This is a genomic window from Desulfosporosinus fructosivorans (genome assembly GCF_004766045.1).
GTDB lineage: Bacteria > Bacillota > Desulfitobacteriia > Desulfitobacteriales > Desulfitobacteriaceae > Desulfosporosinus > Desulfosporosinus fructosivorans.
In genome coordinates this window covers 29644-47562 of sequence record NZ_SPQQ01000006.1, presented here as the reverse complement: position 1 = coordinate 47562, position 17919 = coordinate 29644, and the positions used below count along the sequence as shown (strand labels likewise).

Annotated in this window: 18 protein-coding genes; 3 read left to right on the top strand and 15 right to left on the bottom strand. The window is 43.2% G+C overall.

The genetic code is table 11. The features are described from left to right. Window positions 1-56: 56 nt before the first annotated feature. The 4 genes from E4K67_RS16770 to E4K67_RS16755 form a co-directional block, all read right to left on the bottom strand. Window positions 57-350: an ACT domain-containing protein gene (locus tag E4K67_RS16770; protein ID WP_135548734.1), complete on the bottom strand. Its 294-nt coding sequence runs from the start codon at window positions 348-350 to the stop codon at window positions 57-59. A 288-nt stretch (window positions 351-638) separates the two neighbouring features. Continuing rightward, on the bottom strand, window positions 639-968 hold the full coding sequence (locus E4K67_RS16765; RefSeq protein WP_135548732.1) for a HesB/IscA family protein: 330 nt from the start codon (window positions 966-968) through the stop codon (window positions 639-641). Between the two features lie 101 nt (window positions 969-1069). Then, window positions 1070-1309, bottom strand: a complete 240-nt coding sequence (locus E4K67_RS16760; RefSeq protein WP_135548730.1) for a hypothetical protein — start codon at window positions 1307-1309, stop codon at window positions 1070-1072. A 46-nt stretch (window positions 1310-1355) separates the two neighbouring features. Beyond that, window positions 1356-1970, bottom strand: coding sequence for an HD domain-containing protein (locus E4K67_RS16755; protein ID WP_135548728.1), 615 nt, complete (start codon window positions 1968-1970; stop codon window positions 1356-1358). 234 nt (window positions 1971-2204) lie between these two features. Between E4K67_RS16755 and E4K67_RS16750 the strand changes: the two genes are divergently transcribed. Then, window positions 2205-2879: a tetratricopeptide repeat protein gene (locus E4K67_RS16750; protein ID WP_243454518.1), complete on the top strand. Its 675-nt coding sequence runs from the start codon at window positions 2205-2207 to the stop codon at window positions 2877-2879. A 23-nt stretch (window positions 2880-2902) separates the two neighbouring features. Here E4K67_RS16750 and pepF read toward each other — a convergent pair whose 3' ends face one another. From pepF to E4K67_RS16705, 9 genes are all read right to left on the bottom strand, one after another. Further along, the gene (pepF, locus tag E4K67_RS16745; protein WP_135548726.1) at window positions 2903-4705 is read right to left on the bottom strand and encodes an oligoendopeptidase F; all 1803 of its coding nucleotides are present in this window, start codon (window positions 4703-4705) and stop codon (window positions 2903-2905) included. Window positions 4706-4930: 225 nt separating this feature from the next. Then, window positions 4931-5197, bottom strand: coding sequence for a DUF3102 domain-containing protein (locus E4K67_RS16740; RefSeq protein WP_135548724.1), 267 nt, complete (start codon window positions 5195-5197; stop codon window positions 4931-4933). Window positions 5198-5415: 218 nt separating this feature from the next. Continuing rightward, window positions 5416-6405 carry a 2-hydroxyacid dehydrogenase gene (locus E4K67_RS16735; protein WP_135548722.1) on the bottom strand — a complete coding sequence of 330 codons (990 nt, stop codon included), beginning with the start codon at window positions 6403-6405 and terminating at the stop codon, window positions 5416-5418. A 111-nt stretch (window positions 6406-6516) separates the two neighbouring features. Continuing rightward, on the bottom strand, window positions 6517-7248 hold the full coding sequence (locus E4K67_RS16730; RefSeq protein ID WP_158408507.1) for a GntR family transcriptional regulator: 732 nt from the start codon (window positions 7246-7248) through the stop codon (window positions 6517-6519). 22 nt (window positions 7249-7270) lie between these two features. Then, window positions 7271-8197: an ABC transporter permease gene (locus E4K67_RS16725; protein ID WP_199242574.1), complete on the bottom strand. Its 927-nt coding sequence runs from the start codon at window positions 8195-8197 to the stop codon at window positions 7271-7273. Window positions 8198-8201: 4 nt separating this feature from the next. After that, a complete protein-coding gene (locus E4K67_RS16720) occupies window positions 8202-9263 on the bottom strand; it encodes an ABC transporter permease (RefSeq protein ID WP_135548719.1) in 1062 nt (353 codons plus the stop codon). A gap of 3 nt (window positions 9264-9266) precedes the next feature. Then, entirely contained in the window at window positions 9267-10781 is a 1515-nt protein-coding gene (locus E4K67_RS16715) for an ABC transporter ATP-binding protein (RefSeq protein ID WP_135548717.1), read from the bottom strand. A 101-nt stretch (window positions 10782-10882) separates the two neighbouring features. Then, complete coding sequence (locus E4K67_RS16710) at window positions 10883-11932, bottom strand: BMP family lipoprotein (RefSeq protein ID WP_135548715.1); 1050 nt, start codon at window positions 11930-11932, stop codon at window positions 10883-10885. Between the two features lie 141 nt (window positions 11933-12073). After that, complete coding sequence (locus tag E4K67_RS16705) at window positions 12074-12265, bottom strand: hypothetical protein (RefSeq protein WP_135548713.1); 192 nt, start codon at window positions 12263-12265, stop codon at window positions 12074-12076. 165 nt (window positions 12266-12430) lie between these two features. Here E4K67_RS16705 and E4K67_RS16700 point away from each other — a divergent pair, with 165 nt between their 5' ends. Further along, entirely contained in the window at window positions 12431-13687 is a 1257-nt protein-coding gene (locus E4K67_RS16700; protein WP_135548711.1) for a [Fe-Fe] hydrogenase large subunit C-terminal domain-containing protein, read from the top strand. A gap of 178 nt (window positions 13688-13865) precedes the next feature. After that, window positions 13866-14729: a prephenate dehydratase gene (gene pheA / locus E4K67_RS16695; protein ID WP_135548709.1), complete on the top strand. Its 864-nt coding sequence runs from the start codon at window positions 13866-13868 to the stop codon at window positions 14727-14729. Between the two features lie 317 nt (window positions 14730-15046). On the opposite strand, the gene E4K67_RS16690 is transcribed toward pheA, so the two are convergent. Both E4K67_RS16690 and thrC read right to left on the bottom strand, forming a co-directional pair. Continuing rightward, window positions 15047-15718 carry a YidC/Oxa1 family membrane protein insertase gene (locus tag E4K67_RS16690; protein ID WP_135548707.1) on the bottom strand — a complete coding sequence of 224 codons (672 nt, stop codon included), beginning with the start codon at window positions 15716-15718 and terminating at the stop codon, window positions 15047-15049. Between the two features lie 594 nt (window positions 15719-16312). Then, window positions 16313-17785, bottom strand: a complete 1473-nt coding sequence (gene thrC / locus E4K67_RS16685) for a threonine synthase (protein ID WP_135548705.1) — start codon at window positions 17783-17785, stop codon at window positions 16313-16315. Window positions 17786-17919 lie beyond the last annotated feature (134 nt).

Sequence of the window (17919 nt, the reverse complement as noted above, 5' to 3'; positions counted from 1 at the left end):
ATACCAAACTTTAAGCTATAAGTGAACGAGTTCACTTTTCCCCTTAATCGTGTAGATTATATACGGTGCATGAACGCAAAAATATCTTCGTGTTGGACCTTTACCTGTAGTCCTTTTTCTTTACCCTCATCTTCTAGCATGCGTGACAGTGCGACCAGTTCTAAATTAGTTGGATTTATATCCACAACCATAATCATTGTGAAAAATCCGCTGACAATTGTTTGACTGATATCCAATATATTAACGCTGTATTCTGCTAGTCGCCCCGTAACCCAAGCGATAATTCCGATTTGATCACGACCTAATACAGTAATGATAGCTCGGTTAGACTCTTCTCGTGGTAATGCCATAATATTTCCTCCCTTTATAGACGAATGTATTCGCAATATGGACATTAGACTAACACATTTGCGAATTTTACTCAAGTACTATTTCTTACCTTTTTCACAATTAACGTCTTGTATACAGTATAAATTCGTTCACGCCGATCCGAGTCAGTAAGGCAAGAGTGAGACTCTTAAAAAGTCAGTCTATTCCTGCAATCGTGAGTCTTCTACTCGACGACAGTGAGAATTGAGTGCACTTCACTTAGGAACGTAAAAAGAGAGCTCAATGAGCTCTCTTTTATTAAACCGTTATTAGCAACTTCCGCCGCAACTATCGCCACAGCCACCGCCGCTACCCGATTTGGCCGTACGTATTTCGAATCCTCCGCCGTTAGCGGATTCAATATAGTCAACTGTAGCTCCCTCTAAGTGCACTGTAAGTTTCTTATCTGTTACTAATGAAACACCATACTCTTCATCAAGAATATCGTCGTCCGTCTTTGACTCTTCCAGAGTCATGCCGAAATTCGGCCCACCTCAGCCAACCCCTACTAAATAGAGGCGAAGAAATGCATTTTCTTTATTTTGACTCTTTAACACTTCTTTAACTTTCGTAGCGGCTATTTCCGTAATATTAACCATAATTCTTCACTCCTTTAACAACAATTCATTCTAATATACCACACTTTTTGCTTTTCGCAAACCTAATCTTACTAAAACCATGGTGGTAGGTAATGTCGATATCAAACTTCTTTTCCAGCCCCACTAGGTTGGAACTCATTCAAGAGGCGACGCACTTCTACTTCAATACTAGCCGGCAGATCTTGCGTAATTTTTTGCATTTGTCTAATATCACCTTGTATTTTAAGTGCCCAATTATTCTCTTCCGGCCAAGCAATGAAAGCCATTGGTTGGGGAACGAACAGAGTACGTAAAAATACTAGGAGGACCAAAAGAGTTAATAAACGCCAAAACCAACGCATTTTTTGAATTCATTCCTTTCTGAATAAGCCTTTGTACAGGATTAGCTTATCCAGAATGCACTAGTTTGAGTCGCTCGGCATGTAACTGTTGCCAAAACTCCTCCATGAATAGAAACAAAGGTTCAAAATAGACTTTAGCCGCATTAGTATAAATATGTTTTTGATAACCACGGATCTTCTCTTGGTAAAAAGTCTCACAGGAATTATCACCAACTAATGGCCAGCCTTGTACTCCACCTAAAGTAAACAAACGCACCAACCCGATTGCACCTACAAAGTCTAATTTATCAGCATCATATAGTATTTTAGCTTCGAGCGTATTTGGTTCATGTCCAGCTTCAAGGGAATGCGCAACAATTGCATCTCTAACTCTCATAATAAGGTCGTTAGAGTACCCGGCTTTTTGTAGAATATTGACAGAAAGCCCTGCACTGCTTTCCGCATGTGTTTTTTCTACCGCACCAGAACGGCCAATGTCATGAAGAAGCGCTGCTAACTCTATGACAGTAGCATCTGCCCCTAATTCCTCCGCCAGTAACTTACCCCACTCCCGAACTCTTAAGGCGTGCTCTAAGTCATGCGCACGGTCTTTTCGCGCATAAAACCCCTGAGCCACTAGAATTACCTGTTGTAATTGGTTTTGATTTGCGATATCTTCCATGGTCACTCCCCCATTCGTTATCAAACGAATCACCATATTATTTCCAGTTAATCCAAATTAATCTTACTCCCCTAATTCTTGCTTTGTCAAGTTACCGTTTGGAGTTATCTAAGTATGTAGCTATCTAATTGCATAACTAGATAGCTTAAATGGTTAGTTCTTATCATGCATCCAATGTTATAATGAGGTAGTCAAGCAAACTTATACTATTTAATCCCTGAAGGAGAGTTAAAATTGAAGCGTTCTATGACCTCGTACATTTTATTGGGATCAATACTTCTGATAATCACCACATTGATCATTTTTCATAACTCGCCTAAGGACAAAACAACTCAATTCACTCCAATAACCCCTTCTCCCGTTGAAACAAGGCCGTTCTCCCCTTCGTCATCTCCTCAACCACTCCATGTCTCGGATTCAAAGGCACTCGCTTTATATGACCAAGGACTCAAGCTATATTATCAACGAAATTTTCCAGAAGCCCTCGACCTCTTTAATCAAGCGTTGACGATTGACGCTCAATGTTATGAAGCAATCAATGCTAAAGGAGCAACCTTAGCCTTTCAAGGACTCTACGATCAAGGGCTTGCCCTTATTCAGCAAGCCCTTAATCTGAATCCCTTGTATGTGTATGGTCATTTTAACCTAGGATTAGCCAATGAGCTGGCCGGACGCTGGGACCCGGCCATCACAGCGTATCAGAAAGCAATAGAACTCGACGATCGCGACACGTGGAGTTATTACGGCATCGCCAGTATTTACGGGCGTCTTGGGAATATTGATAAAGTCGTTGAATATTTGCAACCAGCCATCGCCCTCGACCCTGATGTCAAGGAAGTAGCCCGTGACGAACATGACTTCGCCCCTGTTCGGGACGAACCCCGCTTCCAAACTATAGTCGCTCCCTAGTCAAAACCTAGTGTTGCCCTAGTCTACGCTAACAGTGTCTCTAATCGTTCTACAAGCCCCGTAAAGACTTGCAGTGCATTACGTACAGGAACAGGAGTCTCCATATCAACCCCAGCTTTACGCAGCAATTCGATCGGATAATCTGAACTACCACCGCTTAAAAATTTCAAGTAGCGAGCCACTGCTGGCTCTCCTTCATCTAAAATCGCTCGTGCAAAGGCCGTAGCGGCGGAGAAGCCAGTCGCGTATTTGTAAACATAAAACGCATTATAAAAATGAGGGATACGTGCCCACTCAATAGCAATTTCTGGATCTAGGATCACTTCTGAACCATAATAAACGGCATTTAAATCTCGATAGATTTCAGATAGGCTATCTGCCGTTAAGGCGCCACCTTCTTCTACGACCGAGTGAATCTTCTTCTCAAACTCTGCAAACATGGTCTGCCTAAAAATGGTGCCCCGGAACTGTTCCAGATAGTGATTAATCAAATAAGCGAGAGTGTTAGGGTCTTTGGTAGTTTCTAAGAGATGTTCCATAACCAAGGCTTCATTTAACGTTGATGCGACTTCTGCCACAAAGATTTTATAACCTGCATAGAGATGGGGTTGCTCTCGATTGGAGAAAAAGGTATGTAAGGCATGCCCCATTTCGTGAGCGAGAGTAAACACAGAATCTAAAGTGTCTTGATGATTGAGTAAGACATAGGGATGAGAGCTATACGTTCCCCAAGAATAGGCACCACTCGTCTTTCCCTCATTTTCATAAACATCAATCCATTTTTTCTGGAGCCCCTCTTCAAGAATTCTGAGGTAGTCTTGGCCTAAGGGCTTTAGACCATCAAGCAACATGTCTTTTGCTTCCTCGTAAGTAATCGTCATGGTCGTTTCGGGAACAATCGGAACATAGATATCATACATATGTAACTCATTAAGCTTCAAGGCTTTTTTGCGCAGTTGAACATAGCGATGCATCTGAGGCAAAAATTCGTGTACCGTATTGATTAGGGAATCATACACCGCTAATGGAACACGATCATCATCTATGGAGGCCTCAATCGCCGATGGATAGTTCCGAGCCTTGGCGAAAAAAACGTCAGATTTTACACTAGAATTCAAGGTGGCAGCCCAGGTATTTTTTTGTTTCTCATATGTATGATAAAGCGTCTCAAAAGCTTCTTTTCGAACCCCCTGTTTATGGCTTTCCATAAACTGAATAAAATTCCCCTTGGTTAGTTCCACGGATTGACCCGCTTCATCGTTTATACTTGGGAATTTCAAGTCTGCATTATTAGCCATCGAGAAAATTGCCCCAGGGGCCTCCGCTAATTCGCCGACTTCCGCTAATAATTTTTCCTCGACTGAACTGAGGATATGCTCTTTCTTGCGTAGAATATCATCAAGGGCCTGGGTATAAAGCTTCATTTTTTGAGACGTGGCTTGGAATTCCTTCAGGCGCCCTTCAGGCATAGCTAACAATTCAGGAACCACAAAGGACGCCGAACTACTCACCTTCACGGCTAAGGTTCCCGCACGATCGGTCAACGCTTGATAGAGGGCATTGCGGTTATCCTCATCTCGTCGCATACGGGCATAAGTATAAACCTCTTCAATTTGTAAACTTAAATCATCCATCCACTCAAAACAACCGATTAAGGTCTCCGGAGCGTCTGTTAAATGTCCCTCAAATTTTTTTCCTTCCCCTAAAAGCGTTTCGACGTCGGCGAAGGCTTTCTCCCACTGATCATTATCCGAAAAAATGTCCTCCAAATGCCACTTGCTAGCCTCTGGAATTTCTGTTCTTGACTTCAGTCTTTGTTGTTCCACAGTTTTACCTCCTAGAAATATTAATCTCACTTATTATATACAGACGGAACGTAAATTACCATTTTCTAAGAATTTTATGTGTTAAGAGGAACCTTTTTAGGCTTGAGGTTACCAAAGAGATGCCGTTGCTCCAGCCGACATCTCTTTGTGCGCTAATCTCTGTTCTTTTTAATAATCAAATTTGTCTTAATCGCAGGAGGATATTTTTTCAGCGTCTCCACCATATTAGTCGTTATCTTTAACGCCTCTTCCCTGTTTGCTTCCTTCTTCACCGGATTTACTCTGTTTAAAGCGACGAGGGTTTTCAACAGCTCCCCGTAGGCTCATGTTCCCAACATCATTGTCCGCTATAAATTGATCCCGGTCCTCAACCGGAATCCCAAAAAGGATGAGCCCTTGAGTGTAGTTCAAATGTTGCACCGGTGCAACATTTGGGCTCTCTTCCTCGGACGCAATTTGCTCAGGCGTCCTGTTGGAACTTGCCATCCTCATACCGGCTGCCCTCCTTTTTTCGGAATGTCTTTTCAGATACCGTTATAGGATATGCCGAGCCCCAGACAAGTGTGAGGGTTATTTCACCCATAAAAAAATGCAGTTTGGACAAAGATGCTTCCCAACAGTAACCATCTTCTTGTTGAACAGTTTGTAATCTTCTACCAGAACCCCAAGTGCACAAAACTAGGAAAGGGAACCTTTTCAAGGCTCCCCTATTATAATCCGTTCACAATATTCTCAGGCCTTCCCCCTTGCATCACCCTGAAAATATTGTTCCATACCCCTTGATGCATTTTTCTAAACGCACCGTCCGTAGTTCCTCCAATATGCGGTGATAAAAGTAGCTTAAATTGCTTATCCTCAGACAATAAAAGCAACGGATTATCCAGCATTACAGGCTCCGGCGATAAGGTATCTAATCCGGCGCCGCCAATTTTCCCACAGCTAAGTGCTTCCTTAAGCGCGTCTTGGTCTACTAGCTCTCCTCTTGCTGTGTTTATGAGTATTGCACCTTTTTTCATCTTGTCAATAAATGCCTCGTCAACCATCTCAATCGTTGTGGGCGTAACCGGCATATGCAGACTAACTATATCACATTTACTCAATAATTCTTCGAGTTCTAAATAACGTACTTGATACGCTTCTTCTATTTCAATTGAAGCTCTCGTCCGACTATAATAGTAGATCTGAGCCTGAAAAGCCATCAACCGCTTTGCCGTTTCTCTGGCAATATCGCCAAATCCAATTAAGCCTACCTTACAATCGGCAAGCTCCGTGATCCCCTCAAACATCATTCGTTCTTTGGTTTGGATCTGGTTGCCCAAACGAACCTGCTTATCACCGTTTAACACATCTCTTAGCAATCCAAGCATTAATAAAATAGTTTGCTCGGCAACTGCACCCGCATTTGCGCCCTTATTATTGCAGACAAATACCCGGCATTTCCTCGCAGCTTCAACATCAATCTTATTAAATCCGACTCCTTCCGAATGAATAAGCTTCAAATTTGGCATATGCGTAATAAGGAATTCACTTACTTCTTTGATAGCATCTGCAAATATATATTCAGCATCCCCAGCCTTGATTATTGCTTCTTCATCTGTGCAATCTCTTTCTAAAAACAATAATTCAGCCTGATCCGCTACATTGCAAAATGGCAAATATTTCTCCACTCTTTTTCTATCACTAAAAACAGCAATTTTCATGACAGATTTCCTCCCATCATTTATATGACAAAGGTATTTGTTGCAGATCCTCTTATTTTTAGTGTATTTTCTAATATTTGAGACAATTGAACATTCCAAAAGAACCAACGTTCACCTTGACCTGACAACGTGAAAGACAAAATAGTCAGAGCGAAAGAACAAGCGAGAATAAAATATCGGGTTGTCAGCTTTATCAAAATGGACTTCATCTAACAGAAGTAAGGGACTTGCTGCTGTCACCTCTAATTTATCGGCAAGCTCTTTCCCCGCAACAATCGGACGAATGTCCGTCGAAGCATAGGCGATCCGAATTCCTTTAACTTCTTCCAGATAAGAAAAAACCGATGACTTCATTGCTTCAACGTCAAGATCTCCGACTTGTGAGGAAAACATATCAATACAATAAATCGCAGGAACACCATCTGCTGTACGTACTCTGCGCAGTTGGTTCACAATAGTTCCAGGACTTATCCCTAGCTTCTCGGCAACTCGGGAATCTGCAGACAAACTCTCATATTCAATACTGCTTGTCCCAGGTATCATGCCGAGCTCTAAGATGGCATCCGTCACCCGAAAGAGAACCTCTAGTCCAGGCTTAACCTTGGGGGATGATTCCCCTCGCACAAAAGTACCCAGTCCATGCTTTTTCTCGACAACGCCAACCGATTCTAAAACCCTCAACGCTTCTCGCAAAGTATTTCGGCTTACCCCGAGTTCCTGAGCTAGTTTTTCTTCATTCGGAAGTCGGCTGTCAACCAGATATTTCCCTCGGCGGATTTCATCTAAGAGTTCTAAACGGACTAGATCTGAGAGGGATTTACCGCTCTGTTGAATACGACCCATGACGCTTACCCTCCTCAATCTATTATTTATTTGGATTATACGGAATGCCATCGGCCGCAGGAGCGGTACTTCTGCCCACTAATCCTGTCAAGGCTAAAATTGTCAGGGCATAGGGAAGCATTTGAATTATATTTGAGGATACTCCCCCTCCTTGCAAGATCATACTCAAAGCCATGGCAAAACCAAACATCAAGGCTGCTCCGAGCGAACCAAAAGGAGTCCATTTGCCAAAGATCATCGCTGCCAGGGCAATGTATCCTCGTCCCCCACTCATATTAACTTCAAAACTATTAAGCAGACCTAAGGCGAGATAGACCCCTCCTAAGCTGGAAAGCATACCCCCAATAATCACTCCTAGATATCGAAGACGCCGCACATTAAGACCCGCTGTGTCGGCCGCTTGAGGATTTTCTCCGACTGCTCTCAAACGCAGACCCAAATTCGTATGAAACAAACAATAATGGGAGGCAATCACTAAAATCAGCATTAAATAGACAACGACATTTTGGGAACCTAGGACTGGCCCCACAAAGGGGATATCACTCACTCCTGGAATGGTTAAGTTTGGTAGGGCTGGTGTTTCACGAGGCGTTCCACCATATCCAAAAATCGTATTTAACATAAAGGCTGTCAGCCCAGCCGCAAAAATATTGACACCCATTCCCACAATCACTTGATCAGCTCCCAGATTAACCGTAACATAAGCAAAAAGTACAGAGATTAACGCTCCCATAATTAATGCTCCCAGTAATCCAAGCCAGGCGTTGTTAGTATAATAGGAGAACAGCACACCAAAGAAAGCTCCGATCAGCATAATTCCTTCCATGGCTATGTTTACAACCCCACTTCGCTCAGAAAAGGTTCCTCCCAGCGCAGGAAGGGCAATCGGAGTGGCCATAGCCAACGTTGCTGCCCACAGATCAGGTCTCATTAATGCATCCCAAAGCATAGCTTTAAGCCTCCTTTACAGGCGCGATGGTATGACGTTTGCGCCAGCGTTTTTGTACCATTTGCACAATATTCTTAGTCGCGACTAAGAATATTATGATCCCGGAAATGACATCGGTCAAATGGGCAGGAACCCCTGAGACCAGTTGCATTGACTGACCACCAGTCGATAAAGCCGCAAAGAAGACCGAAGCCAGTATCACACCAAAGGGATTATTATTAGCTAGGAGAGCAACCACGATGGCTGTAAATCCATAACCTGACGAGAAGCTATCATAAAGACGATGTTGTACTCCTAGCATTTGAACTGCGCCGGCTAAACCCGCTAGCATTCCACTAATAAATAAGGCTAATACTAAATGAAGAGGGACATTGATTCCAGCGTATTTTGCAGCTCTGGCATTCAGTCCAACCATCCTTAAGCGGTATCCCAAGGTTGTTTTGTAGAGTAACCAATAAATAATAAAACAGGCTGCTAAGGCAATGACTAAGCCCCAAGACAGCTGGGTTCGCTCCACGAGCTTTCCCAACATCGCAGAGGGAAGAATCACGGGGGATTGAGGGGTAAATCCTGGCTGCATCATCGGTCCATTTTCGAGCATATAGTGGCTCAAAAAAATGGCAATGTAGCTCATCATCATAGTCGTGATTACTTCATGAGCACCCACAAAAGCCTTGGCTAAGCCAGGGATTATACCAGCCCAAAGTCCAGCGGCCAGCATCCCAACCACTATGGACAAAGAGACATGCAAAATTGGGGAGAGCCCAGGCACAGAATATCCAATCCATACGGCTGCCATACTTCCAATCCAATATTGACCCTCTGCTCCGATGTTAAATAAGCCAGCTTTAAAAGCAATTGCCACACCTAACCCCGAGAGGATTAAAGGAATAGCATTCGCTAAAGTGTTCGAAACGTTTATGGTAGAACCAAAGGCTCCTGAAAAAAGAGCCCCATAGGCTGTCAATGGGTTATGACTGGTCACAAGCATAACCCCTGCCCCAATTAAGAGCGCAATAACGATCGCTACAAAAGGGGTAACCAATCCTTCTAGCGTCTTTTGCATGCTTTACCCCTCCTCCTCCAACTTTACTCCAGTCATCAGCAACCCGAGCTGTTCGCGTGTTACTTCTCCCCCTGGCAAGATTGCCATCAATCGTCCCTCATAAATAACCCCAATACGATCTGACAAAGACATAATTTCGTCTAATTCCAAAGAAACCAATAGTATCGCTTTTCCAGCAGCCCGTAACTCCAAAAGCTTGTTATGAATAAACTGAATCGCACCGACATCTAAACCCCTAGTCGGCTGAGCTGCTATCAATAATTCTGGATTACGAGAAACTTCGCGGGCCAAAATCACTTTTTGTTGATTTCCCCCCGACAGATTTCGCGCTAAAGCGTGAATCTGTCGGGGTCTAACGTCAAATGCTTCTGATAATCGTGTGGCGTATTCCTCGATGGGTCCCTTCTTCATTTGACCTACTCGCGCAAACGGTGCCTTAAAGAAGTCACGTAGTACGAAATTTTCGGTCAGTTCAAAATCCATAACCAGTCCATCTAATTGGCGGTCTTGGGGAATATAGGCAATCCCCGCTTTGGTTCTGTGTTGTACTGAAGAGGACGAGATGTCCTGCCCCAATAAGCGAATGTGTCCACTTTTACAGGGCATAAGCCCAGCAATCGCTTCCACAAGTTCAAACTGACCGTTCCCGTCAATACCTGCGAGTCCAAAAATCTCTCCACGACGGACTTGAAGACTTACCCCTTTGACCTTCTCGTTATGGTCAGACAAGACAACAATATCTTCAACCTCTAAAACTGGTTCTCCTGGCATCTGGGGTGGTTTGGACACATGAAGCACAACTTCACGCCCGACCATCGCATTGGCCAGTTCCTGAGGGGTTGTTGACTTAGTTTCAACGGTACTTACCGTTTTTCCAGCTCGCATAACCGTGACGCGATCTGAAATACGCTTAACTTCGTCAAGCTTATGACTGATGAAAATAATCGGAATTCCCTGTGAGCGCAGACGTTCCATGACCAAGATTAATTCCTCTACCTCTTGAGGCGTAAGCATCGCTGTCGGCTCATCTAGAATGAGCAACTTAGCCTTGCGATAAAAGACCTTTAAAATTTCAACTCGCTGTTGAAGGCCGACTGTCAGATCCCCTACTTTGGCGCTGGGATCGATATCCATATGGTATTGTTTCGCTAGTTGACGGACCAACTCAATATTTTCTTTGCGCCGATAGTGAATTCTTCCCGGTTCCCCACCGAGGACAACATTTTCGGCAACCGTCAAAGCAGGTATGAGCATAAAATGCTGGTGTACCATTCCAATACCTGCTTGAATGGCTTGGCGAGGACTTGCGAAGTTGAGTTCTTGGTCATAGAGTCGAACGCTCCCTGAATCCGGTTTATAGAGTCCATAAATAAGTTTTACAAGCGTGGATTTCCCTGCGCCGTTCTCACCTAATATTGCATGAATTTCTCCTTCGCGCACAACTAGATTCACATGATCATTGGCGATGACTCCTGGAAATGATTTCGTAACATCTCTAACTTCCAAACAGGTACGCATCGTGCATAGTCCCCTCCAATTAGAAGGGGTTGCCCCATAAGGATTATGAAGCAACCCACTTGTCATTTTTGTCTTTTATCCGTCTAACCTGTTCTCAGAGCTTATTTATAGCCTGCTGGCATTTCATTGGAAACTTTAATTTTTCCATCTTTGATTTGCTGCGCCGCATCGTTCACTTTCTCGACAACCTCTTTAGGTACTACTTTAGTTGGAGTAGCAAAACCAACACCATTATTACTTAAATCAAAGAACACGTCCCCGCTTTTGAACTTGTCGTCCATGACACTTTTAATGATATCAAAGGTTGCAACATCCATACCTTTCAGAGCGCTGGTAATCACATTATCCGGCGCCATATAGTTTTGATCGGCATCGACGCCAATAGCATAGACGTTCTTTTCTTTCGCTGCATCGATAACGCCCGTTCCTGTTCCACCGGCGATATGGAAGACAATATCTGCGCCGCCTGCAATTTGGGTCAGAGCCGTTTGTTTGCCGAGAGCCGGATCGTCAAATTTTCCCGTGTATTTTAAGTTAATCATAATGTCTGGATTAACACTCTTAGCACCTTGGATAAATCCAGCAATATAATCATTGACAGGGGGAATCGCCATTCCGCCCACAAGACCCACTGTGTTTTTACCTAAGGCATTTGGAATTCCAGGAGTTTTTTCGAGTAAACCAGCCATCACGCCAACTAAGTAACCGCATTGTTCAGTTTTAAACATGGCGGAAGCGACGTTTGGACGATCTGTAATGGATGAGTCAATAATCATGAATTTAGTGTCTGGGTACAATGCGGAAACCTTCGTTACTGAATCCTGCATTAAAAAGCCAACTGCAATGACCAAGTTGTATTTGTCCTGAGCAAAACGACTGAGATTTGTTTCATAATCGGTCATTTGTTTAGACTCTACGACGCCCTTAGTAACCCCAAGTTCTTTCACAGCCTGCTCTAACCCTTTGTTCGCAAGGAAGTTAAAGCTGTGGTCATTAAGTCCTCCCACGTCAGTTACCAGACCAACCTTAAATTCTTTCTTCGCGGGTGTATCTGCCTGAGGTGCGGGTGTCGTAGTCTTGACACATCCCACAAGGGCCACTGCTAAAATAAGTACAACCACTAAACTACTAATAAACCGAGATTTTCTCATGATTTCCCCTCCAATTAATTTGTTTCATTAGTCTTACGTTCACATTAGGATGATAGATCCTCTTCTCTCCCTCTTTTCAGGTTGTAGGACGTCGAACAGCTTTCAGTTAAGTTTAGCAACTATTCAGATAAGGGTCAAGGTTTATTTACTGATCGTTGAGCAATTAGCACTACTTAGAGTTTCTAATATCTCTCTAAAACCGGATAAAGCCGATTCCAGCTTTATCCCTTGTCGTGCCTGCCCATCTTGTAAGGGTATGTTAAAAACTATGAAATCATGCGCACCACAGACAATGGCTCTTAAAAAAAGTGAAACAGGCAGCGTACGTTCCACTGCCTGTTTCTTCCACCTTGTCCACTAATCCCCTGGAAGGTTCCCCAACCTTCCATTCTCAATTTTACTTGATTTTAGCCCCCTTCGCAAGTGTGTTGATCCCACCGTTTAAGTTATCAATATCGGTTTATACTAACTATTAATAATCTTTGACTGGAGGAACTTATGAAAACCTACGACGACATCTTCCAACAGCTTGTCAACGCGGCCTATCGTGGAAACTTAAACGATACCATTAATGAAATACGAAAGTCAGGAAATTCAGAGGAAGAAAAACTCGACCTCCTACTCCATCCCGAAAATCTATCTCCTGTAGTCCATCTTGAACAGGACGATTGTTCATGCTCGCCAGGCACTTCCCCTTGTGAAGTTGCCTGTTTGTTTTCTGCCATTGAAAAAGATGCAAATGGTCATGTAAGGGTGTCTTCCGAGACATGTGTTGGGTGTGCACGATGTCTCGATAGTTGTAAGAGCGGGCATCTAGTGGATCGCAAAGATTTTATCCCCCTCTTTGAAGACCTTAGTTCGAGGAAACATCCGGTTTATGCCATGATTGCCCCGGCATTCGTCGGTCAGTTTTCCTCTGATGTCACTCCAGGTAAACTCCGTGCTGCTTTTAAACGAATAGGGTTCTATGGCATGCTGGAAGTCGCCCTTGCTGCTGATATTCTCACTTTAAAGGAAGCCTTCGAATTTGACCAAGCTATCCAAAACGACGAAGATTTTCTCTTAACAAGTTGCTGTTGCCCAATGTGGGTTGCCATGATTCGTAAAACCTATCACACACTTGTCCCTCATATGCCTGCCTCAGTCTCTCCAATGATCGCTGCTGGTCGTATAATAAAACAGATGCATCCTGAGGCGAAGACCGTTTTTATCGGTCCTTGTATTGCCAAAAAGGCAGAGGCAAAAGAACCCGACATTCGAGATGCTGTAGATTATGTCCTGACCTTTCAGGAAATTGCTCAGATTTTTGAGGCTGCAGAAATTGTTGTCCCTAGCCTTGAGGAAGATGAACGAGATCACTCCTCGCGGGGGGGACGAATATATGCTCGAACTGGTGGGGTTAGCACGGCCGTCTCCTCTGCCCTTACCCGACTTCGTCCTGATCGAATTATCCCATTGCGGTCGGAACAGGCGGACGGTATCGTTGCCTGTAAAAAAATGCTTAAAGACATACTAGGTGGTGAGGTAAAAGCTAATTTCTTAGAAGGGATGGGGTGTGTCGGTGGATGTGTCGGCGGACCGAAATCTTTAATTAAAGTCGATCTAGCAACTAAGCAGGTGAACGATTATGGGGATGAAGCATCGTATGAGACTCCCGCTGACAATCCCTTTGTGCTTCAATTACTTGACCGCCTTGGCTATGACACTCTCGAAGCTCTGCTTTCACACGAATCCATGTTTACTCGCAAATTTTAATTATATAACCCGACCTTAATAACACTTGCCGTCATTGTCTATCTGTATTATGATAGTAAGAATAATATCTAACTATGATGCTAACTGACGGCAATGAGGATGGTACAATGAGGATCTGACTCCTCCCTTAAAGTGGATGAGGCAGACCTTTTCAGTTTAAAGGAAGGAGATAAAGTTAATGAAAAAAATAGGTTATTTAGGGCCAAAAGGAAGTTTTTCTGAGGAGGCAATCCATCTATTTCTGGCCTCTCAGCCTGAATTTAACGAAACAAACCCAGCACTTATCCCCTTCCCAACAATTCCTCGCTTACTATTCGCCTGCAATGATATGGAGATAGACTGGGCCTTTGTCCCTTTAGAGAACTCCACAGAAGGGCAGGTTGGCGTGACAATGGATACGCTCGGCCAGACTGAGCACCTCTTTATTACTCATGAATTCGTCCATCCAATCGATCAATGTCTATTGACGCTCGAGCCAATGCCTCTTCATCAGATAGAAAGAGTTTATTCTCACGAACAGGCGCTAGGGCAATGCCGGGATTTTCTTGAGAAACATCTCCCCCATGCTCAACAAATTACTTGCTTAAGCACCGCTGAAGCGGCCCATAAGATATCCTCTATTCGGGAAAACTGGGCAGCCATCGGACCCCGTCGAGCGGCGCACCTCTATAACCTCCACCAACTTCAAGAACGCATTCAAGATATCCTTCTGAATGCTACACGTTTTGTACTCGTCGGCCATGCCCTCGCGGAAATGTCAGGTGGCGAAGATAAAACATCCCTTCTAGTTATCGCAGATAATACACCGGGTTCTTTATACCGTATTTTGGGTGAATTTAGTAAACGTCAAATCAATTTAACTAGGATTGAATCTCGCCCCTCGAAACGCAAATTGGGCGAATACGTTTTCTTCTTCGATGTGGACGGTTATGTCTTCGCTCCGCCCATTCAAGATGTTCTATGGGCACTTAAAGAAGCCAATATATCCGTCAAACTGTTAGGTTCATATCCCAAAGCGCAACCCGATGAATCAATATTTTAAGGAGAGAGGATTTCCTCTCTCCTTTTACTTATTCCCCTTTAGGACAGCCCTCGCACCCACAAGCGAGAGAGGGTTTTAGTGACATCTAATATCTTCCTAAAATATTCTCGAATAATCTTAGATTTGATATTCAAGGCAATTTTCTGGAGAATAACTTCTTTGTTTCTCGCCTTTTCTTCCCATAAAAATGCCCTCCCTAAGTAGATGATTAATTCTACCATGGGAGGGCTCTTAATTGTTGTGTCCGGTTTATAGGTCTCACTTCAGGACGCTGGTGCTATTTTCAGAAGAGCTTATTTATCCATGTTTTGAACCACCTATATAGCCTTCTTACTTTGACTCGCTAATCTCCGATTAATATATAGTTGTTGAAAAATAGAAACAACATTCATGGTTACCCAATATAAAGCTAAACCTGCTGGTACTGTGGCACTAATGTAAGCAAAAAACACCGGCATAACATATAACATCGTCTTTTGTGTTGGATCGGAAGTATTTGGATTTGTTATTTTGCTTTGCAGGTATGTTGTTAACGCTGCAAAAATCGGTAATAGCAAATGATAGGGTGAAGTAAAACCATAGATTTTAGTTAAATCGAAACCCAAAAACCAATGGGCGGCAGTAGCTGAACCTTCATACGAGAAATTGCGAAGTGTGCTATATAACGCCCAAAAAATCGGCAACTGAACGACAATTGGGAGGCAGCCACCCATGGGATTAACTTTATGCTCTTTGTATAACTCCATAACCCCAGCATTAGCTTTTTCCTTATCATCTTTATGTTTTTCTTGAATTGCTTTGATCTTTGGTTGTAGCTCAATCGTTTTACGCATTGAGGCCATTTGCTTATAGGTTAAAGGATAAATCAAGGTTTTAATTAACATCGTCAAAAGAATAATCGCTACACCATAATTAGGGAAACCAACTGTAGCAGAAAAACTATAGAGTATATTTAATAAACTGGTCATCCCATCAACAACAATATTCACGGCTTTTCCTCCTTAATTTTGCGATTGTAAATAAAGGAGGTGATGTGGTAGGACGTCATCGGAATCTATTTTCATTATTCTTCTAATAATTAAATATCTATTTGCAAAAATTGACGATACGTTGGAGGAATATTGAGATCCAGTGGATTTGCACCCAGCGATCTTGAAATGAATTGTATTACGTTTTAGTAATTCATAACTTACCGCAGAGAGAGCTAATATCAATGTAATATTAAAAAATAGTAGTAACCAAATATTATGGTCTATTTGCACTGGTGCACCTCCCCTCATCGCAGAATATCTTATTATATACTCTCTGATAAGAGTACGCCAGTTTTTACAGATAGATTATCTGATACTCCGCGCGACTTAAGTCGGCGGGTAGGCTTTACACCCATCTGCCTACACAATGAAAATCCTCAAGATAGCGTTGAGAGGTATTCATTGGACCCTCCTCCATAACTCAGGCGTAACTGTAATGCATATTAAGCCCCCTCGTCTGACGAGGGGGCTTAACATATTGGTCCTGCATGAAGAACCCCTAACGAACATTTATCGCTAGAAGCTAAGAGCGCGCTAAGAGATATCCTCTCCTTAAATAAACATTCTTTGAAGTACTTCCACGATCCCTTCTGCTTCACACACCTCAACCGTTTTTGCTGGCTTATTATTTAACCCTTGTAACCCGAGCGGTATCTTCCAGCCTGTCAATTTAGTGAGGTCATCTAGGGCAACCCATTCGTCACGCAAACTCTCTTGCTTCCCTTGTAAGGCTGTTAAAACATTCGAGGAGAATTTAAAAGGACTTGCCGTTGAAGCTATGACTGTGAATGTTTGATCCTTTGTCGTGGCAAGATAATCCTCGTAGACTTTCATCCCAACTGCCGTATGAGGGTCAAAAACATACTGATAGGCTTTATAACTTCTGGATATTGTCTCTAAAGTTTCGTCTTCATCGGACCATCCTGCATAGACTGTATCCTGGCATTGTTTCAAGGTGTCTGGATCAACTGTAAACATCCCCTGGTTACTCGAATCATACCAACTCCGAATCTTCTGCGCATCTCGCCCACTCATCTCATATAGAAAGCGTTCGAAATTACTCGATACCAAAATGTCCATAGACGGTGAGATCGTTTGAAAAAAGGCTCGCTGGCTTTGATACACTCCAGTCGAGAAGAAATCAACCAGGACATTATTTTTATTCGAAGCACTAATAATCTGGCCAATAGGCAGTCCCATGCGTTTGGCATAATACGCAGCCAAGAGATTACCGAAATTCCCTGTAGGGACCACTACATTCATCTTGCTCCCTGGAGTAACTTTTCCTTGCTCTACTGCTTGCAAATAGGCCCAATAATAATAAACGACTTGTGGCAAAAGTCTTCCCCAGTTGATGGAATTAGCGGAGGAAAAGATCAAATTTTTCTCCTGTAACTGAGCCTTCAAACTGTCCAAAGCAAATATACGTTTCACAGCGGCTTGACACTCGTCAAAGTTCCCCTTAACTGCAACTACATGGGTATTAGTCCCTTCTGTCGTCGTCATCTGACGTTCTTGAACAGCACTTACCCCCCCCTCTGGGTAAAAGACAACAATATGCATACCTTCTCTGTTTTTAAATCCCTCCAACGCGGCCTTTCCTGTGTCACCAGATGTTGCCACAAGAATCAAAACATCAGAATTCAACTCCACACTACTAAGGCTAACTTTCATTAAATTTGGCAATACTTGCAAAGCCATATCTTTAAACGCTGCAGTAGGCCCATGCCAAAGCTCCAGTACCCCAAAATTCCCAACAGAAATCAGAGGTGCCGGATTAGGCCCGTCAAACGTTCCATCGGCATAGACGTTTACAATGTCGGAAAGGACGTCCTGAGAGAACTCAGGCAAATAAGGGGTCATAACATGTTGGGCGATGTCACGATACGTTAACCCCTGTAGGTCTTGCCAATTCAAGGCGGGAAAGGTTGAGGGAACAAAGAGTCCCCCGCCTGGTACCATACCTAATGTAATAGCTTGCGATGCAGTTTGTTCAGAAAGATTACCCCGTGTGCTTTCGTACATTTCGCTTCCCTCCTTGATCTTTAACTTGCTTAAATAATATACAACCTATTCCCTGTATATTCTCCATTAAAGACAAATTTCCTCCCTATACGGACAACCCTCTTCGTTGATTTGCGAATTTAGCCTATTCCTAC

What these genes read in the sequence shown, in the direction of transcription:
- E4K67_RS16725 (WP_199242574.1), bottom strand. Translation starts at nt 8,197, where the DNA reads ATGCTTTGGGATGCATTAATGAGACCTGATCTGTGGGCAGCAACGTTG.
- E4K67_RS16760 (WP_135548730.1), bottom strand. Translation starts at nt 1,309, where the DNA reads ATGCGTTGGTTTTGGCGTTTATTAACTCTTTTGGTCCTCCTAGTATTT.
- E4K67_RS16715 (WP_135548717.1), bottom strand. Translation starts at nt 10,781, where the DNA reads ATGCGTACCTGTTTGGAAGTTAGAGATGTTACGAAATCATTTCCAGGA.
- E4K67_RS16740 (WP_135548724.1), bottom strand. Translation starts at nt 5,197, where the DNA reads ATGAGGATGGCAAGTTCCAACAGGACGCCTGAGCAAATTGCGTCCGAG.
- E4K67_RS16730 (WP_158408507.1), bottom strand. Translation starts at nt 7,248, where the DNA reads ATGGGTCGTATTCAACAGAGCGGTAAATCCCTCTCAGATCTAGTCCGT.
- E4K67_RS16720 (WP_135548719.1), bottom strand. Translation starts at nt 9,263, where the DNA reads ATGCAAAAGACGCTAGAAGGATTGGTTACCCCTTTTGTAGCGATCGTT.
- E4K67_RS16770 (WP_135548734.1), bottom strand. Translation starts at nt 350, where the DNA reads ATGGCATTACCACGAGAAGAGTCTAACCGAGCTATCATTACTGTATTA.
- pheA (WP_135548709.1), top strand. Translation starts at nt 13,866, where the DNA reads ATGAAAAAAATAGGTTATTTAGGGCCAAAAGGAAGTTTTTCTGAGGAG.
- E4K67_RS16710 (WP_135548715.1), bottom strand. Translation starts at nt 11,932, where the DNA reads ATGAGAAAATCTCGGTTTATTAGTAGTTTAGTGGTTGTACTTATTTTA.
- E4K67_RS16735 (WP_135548722.1), bottom strand. Translation starts at nt 6,405, where the DNA reads ATGAAAATTGCTGTTTTTAGTGATAGAAAAAGAGTGGAGAAATATTTG.
- E4K67_RS16755 (WP_135548728.1), bottom strand. Translation starts at nt 1,970, where the DNA reads ATGGAAGATATCGCAAATCAAAACCAATTACAACAGGTAATTCTAGTG.
- thrC (WP_135548705.1), bottom strand. Translation starts at nt 17,785, where the DNA reads ATGTACGAAAGCACACGGGGTAATCTTTCTGAACAAACTGCATCGCAA.
- E4K67_RS16700 (WP_135548711.1), top strand. Translation starts at nt 12,431, where the DNA reads ATGAAAACCTACGACGACATCTTCCAACAGCTTGTCAACGCGGCCTAT.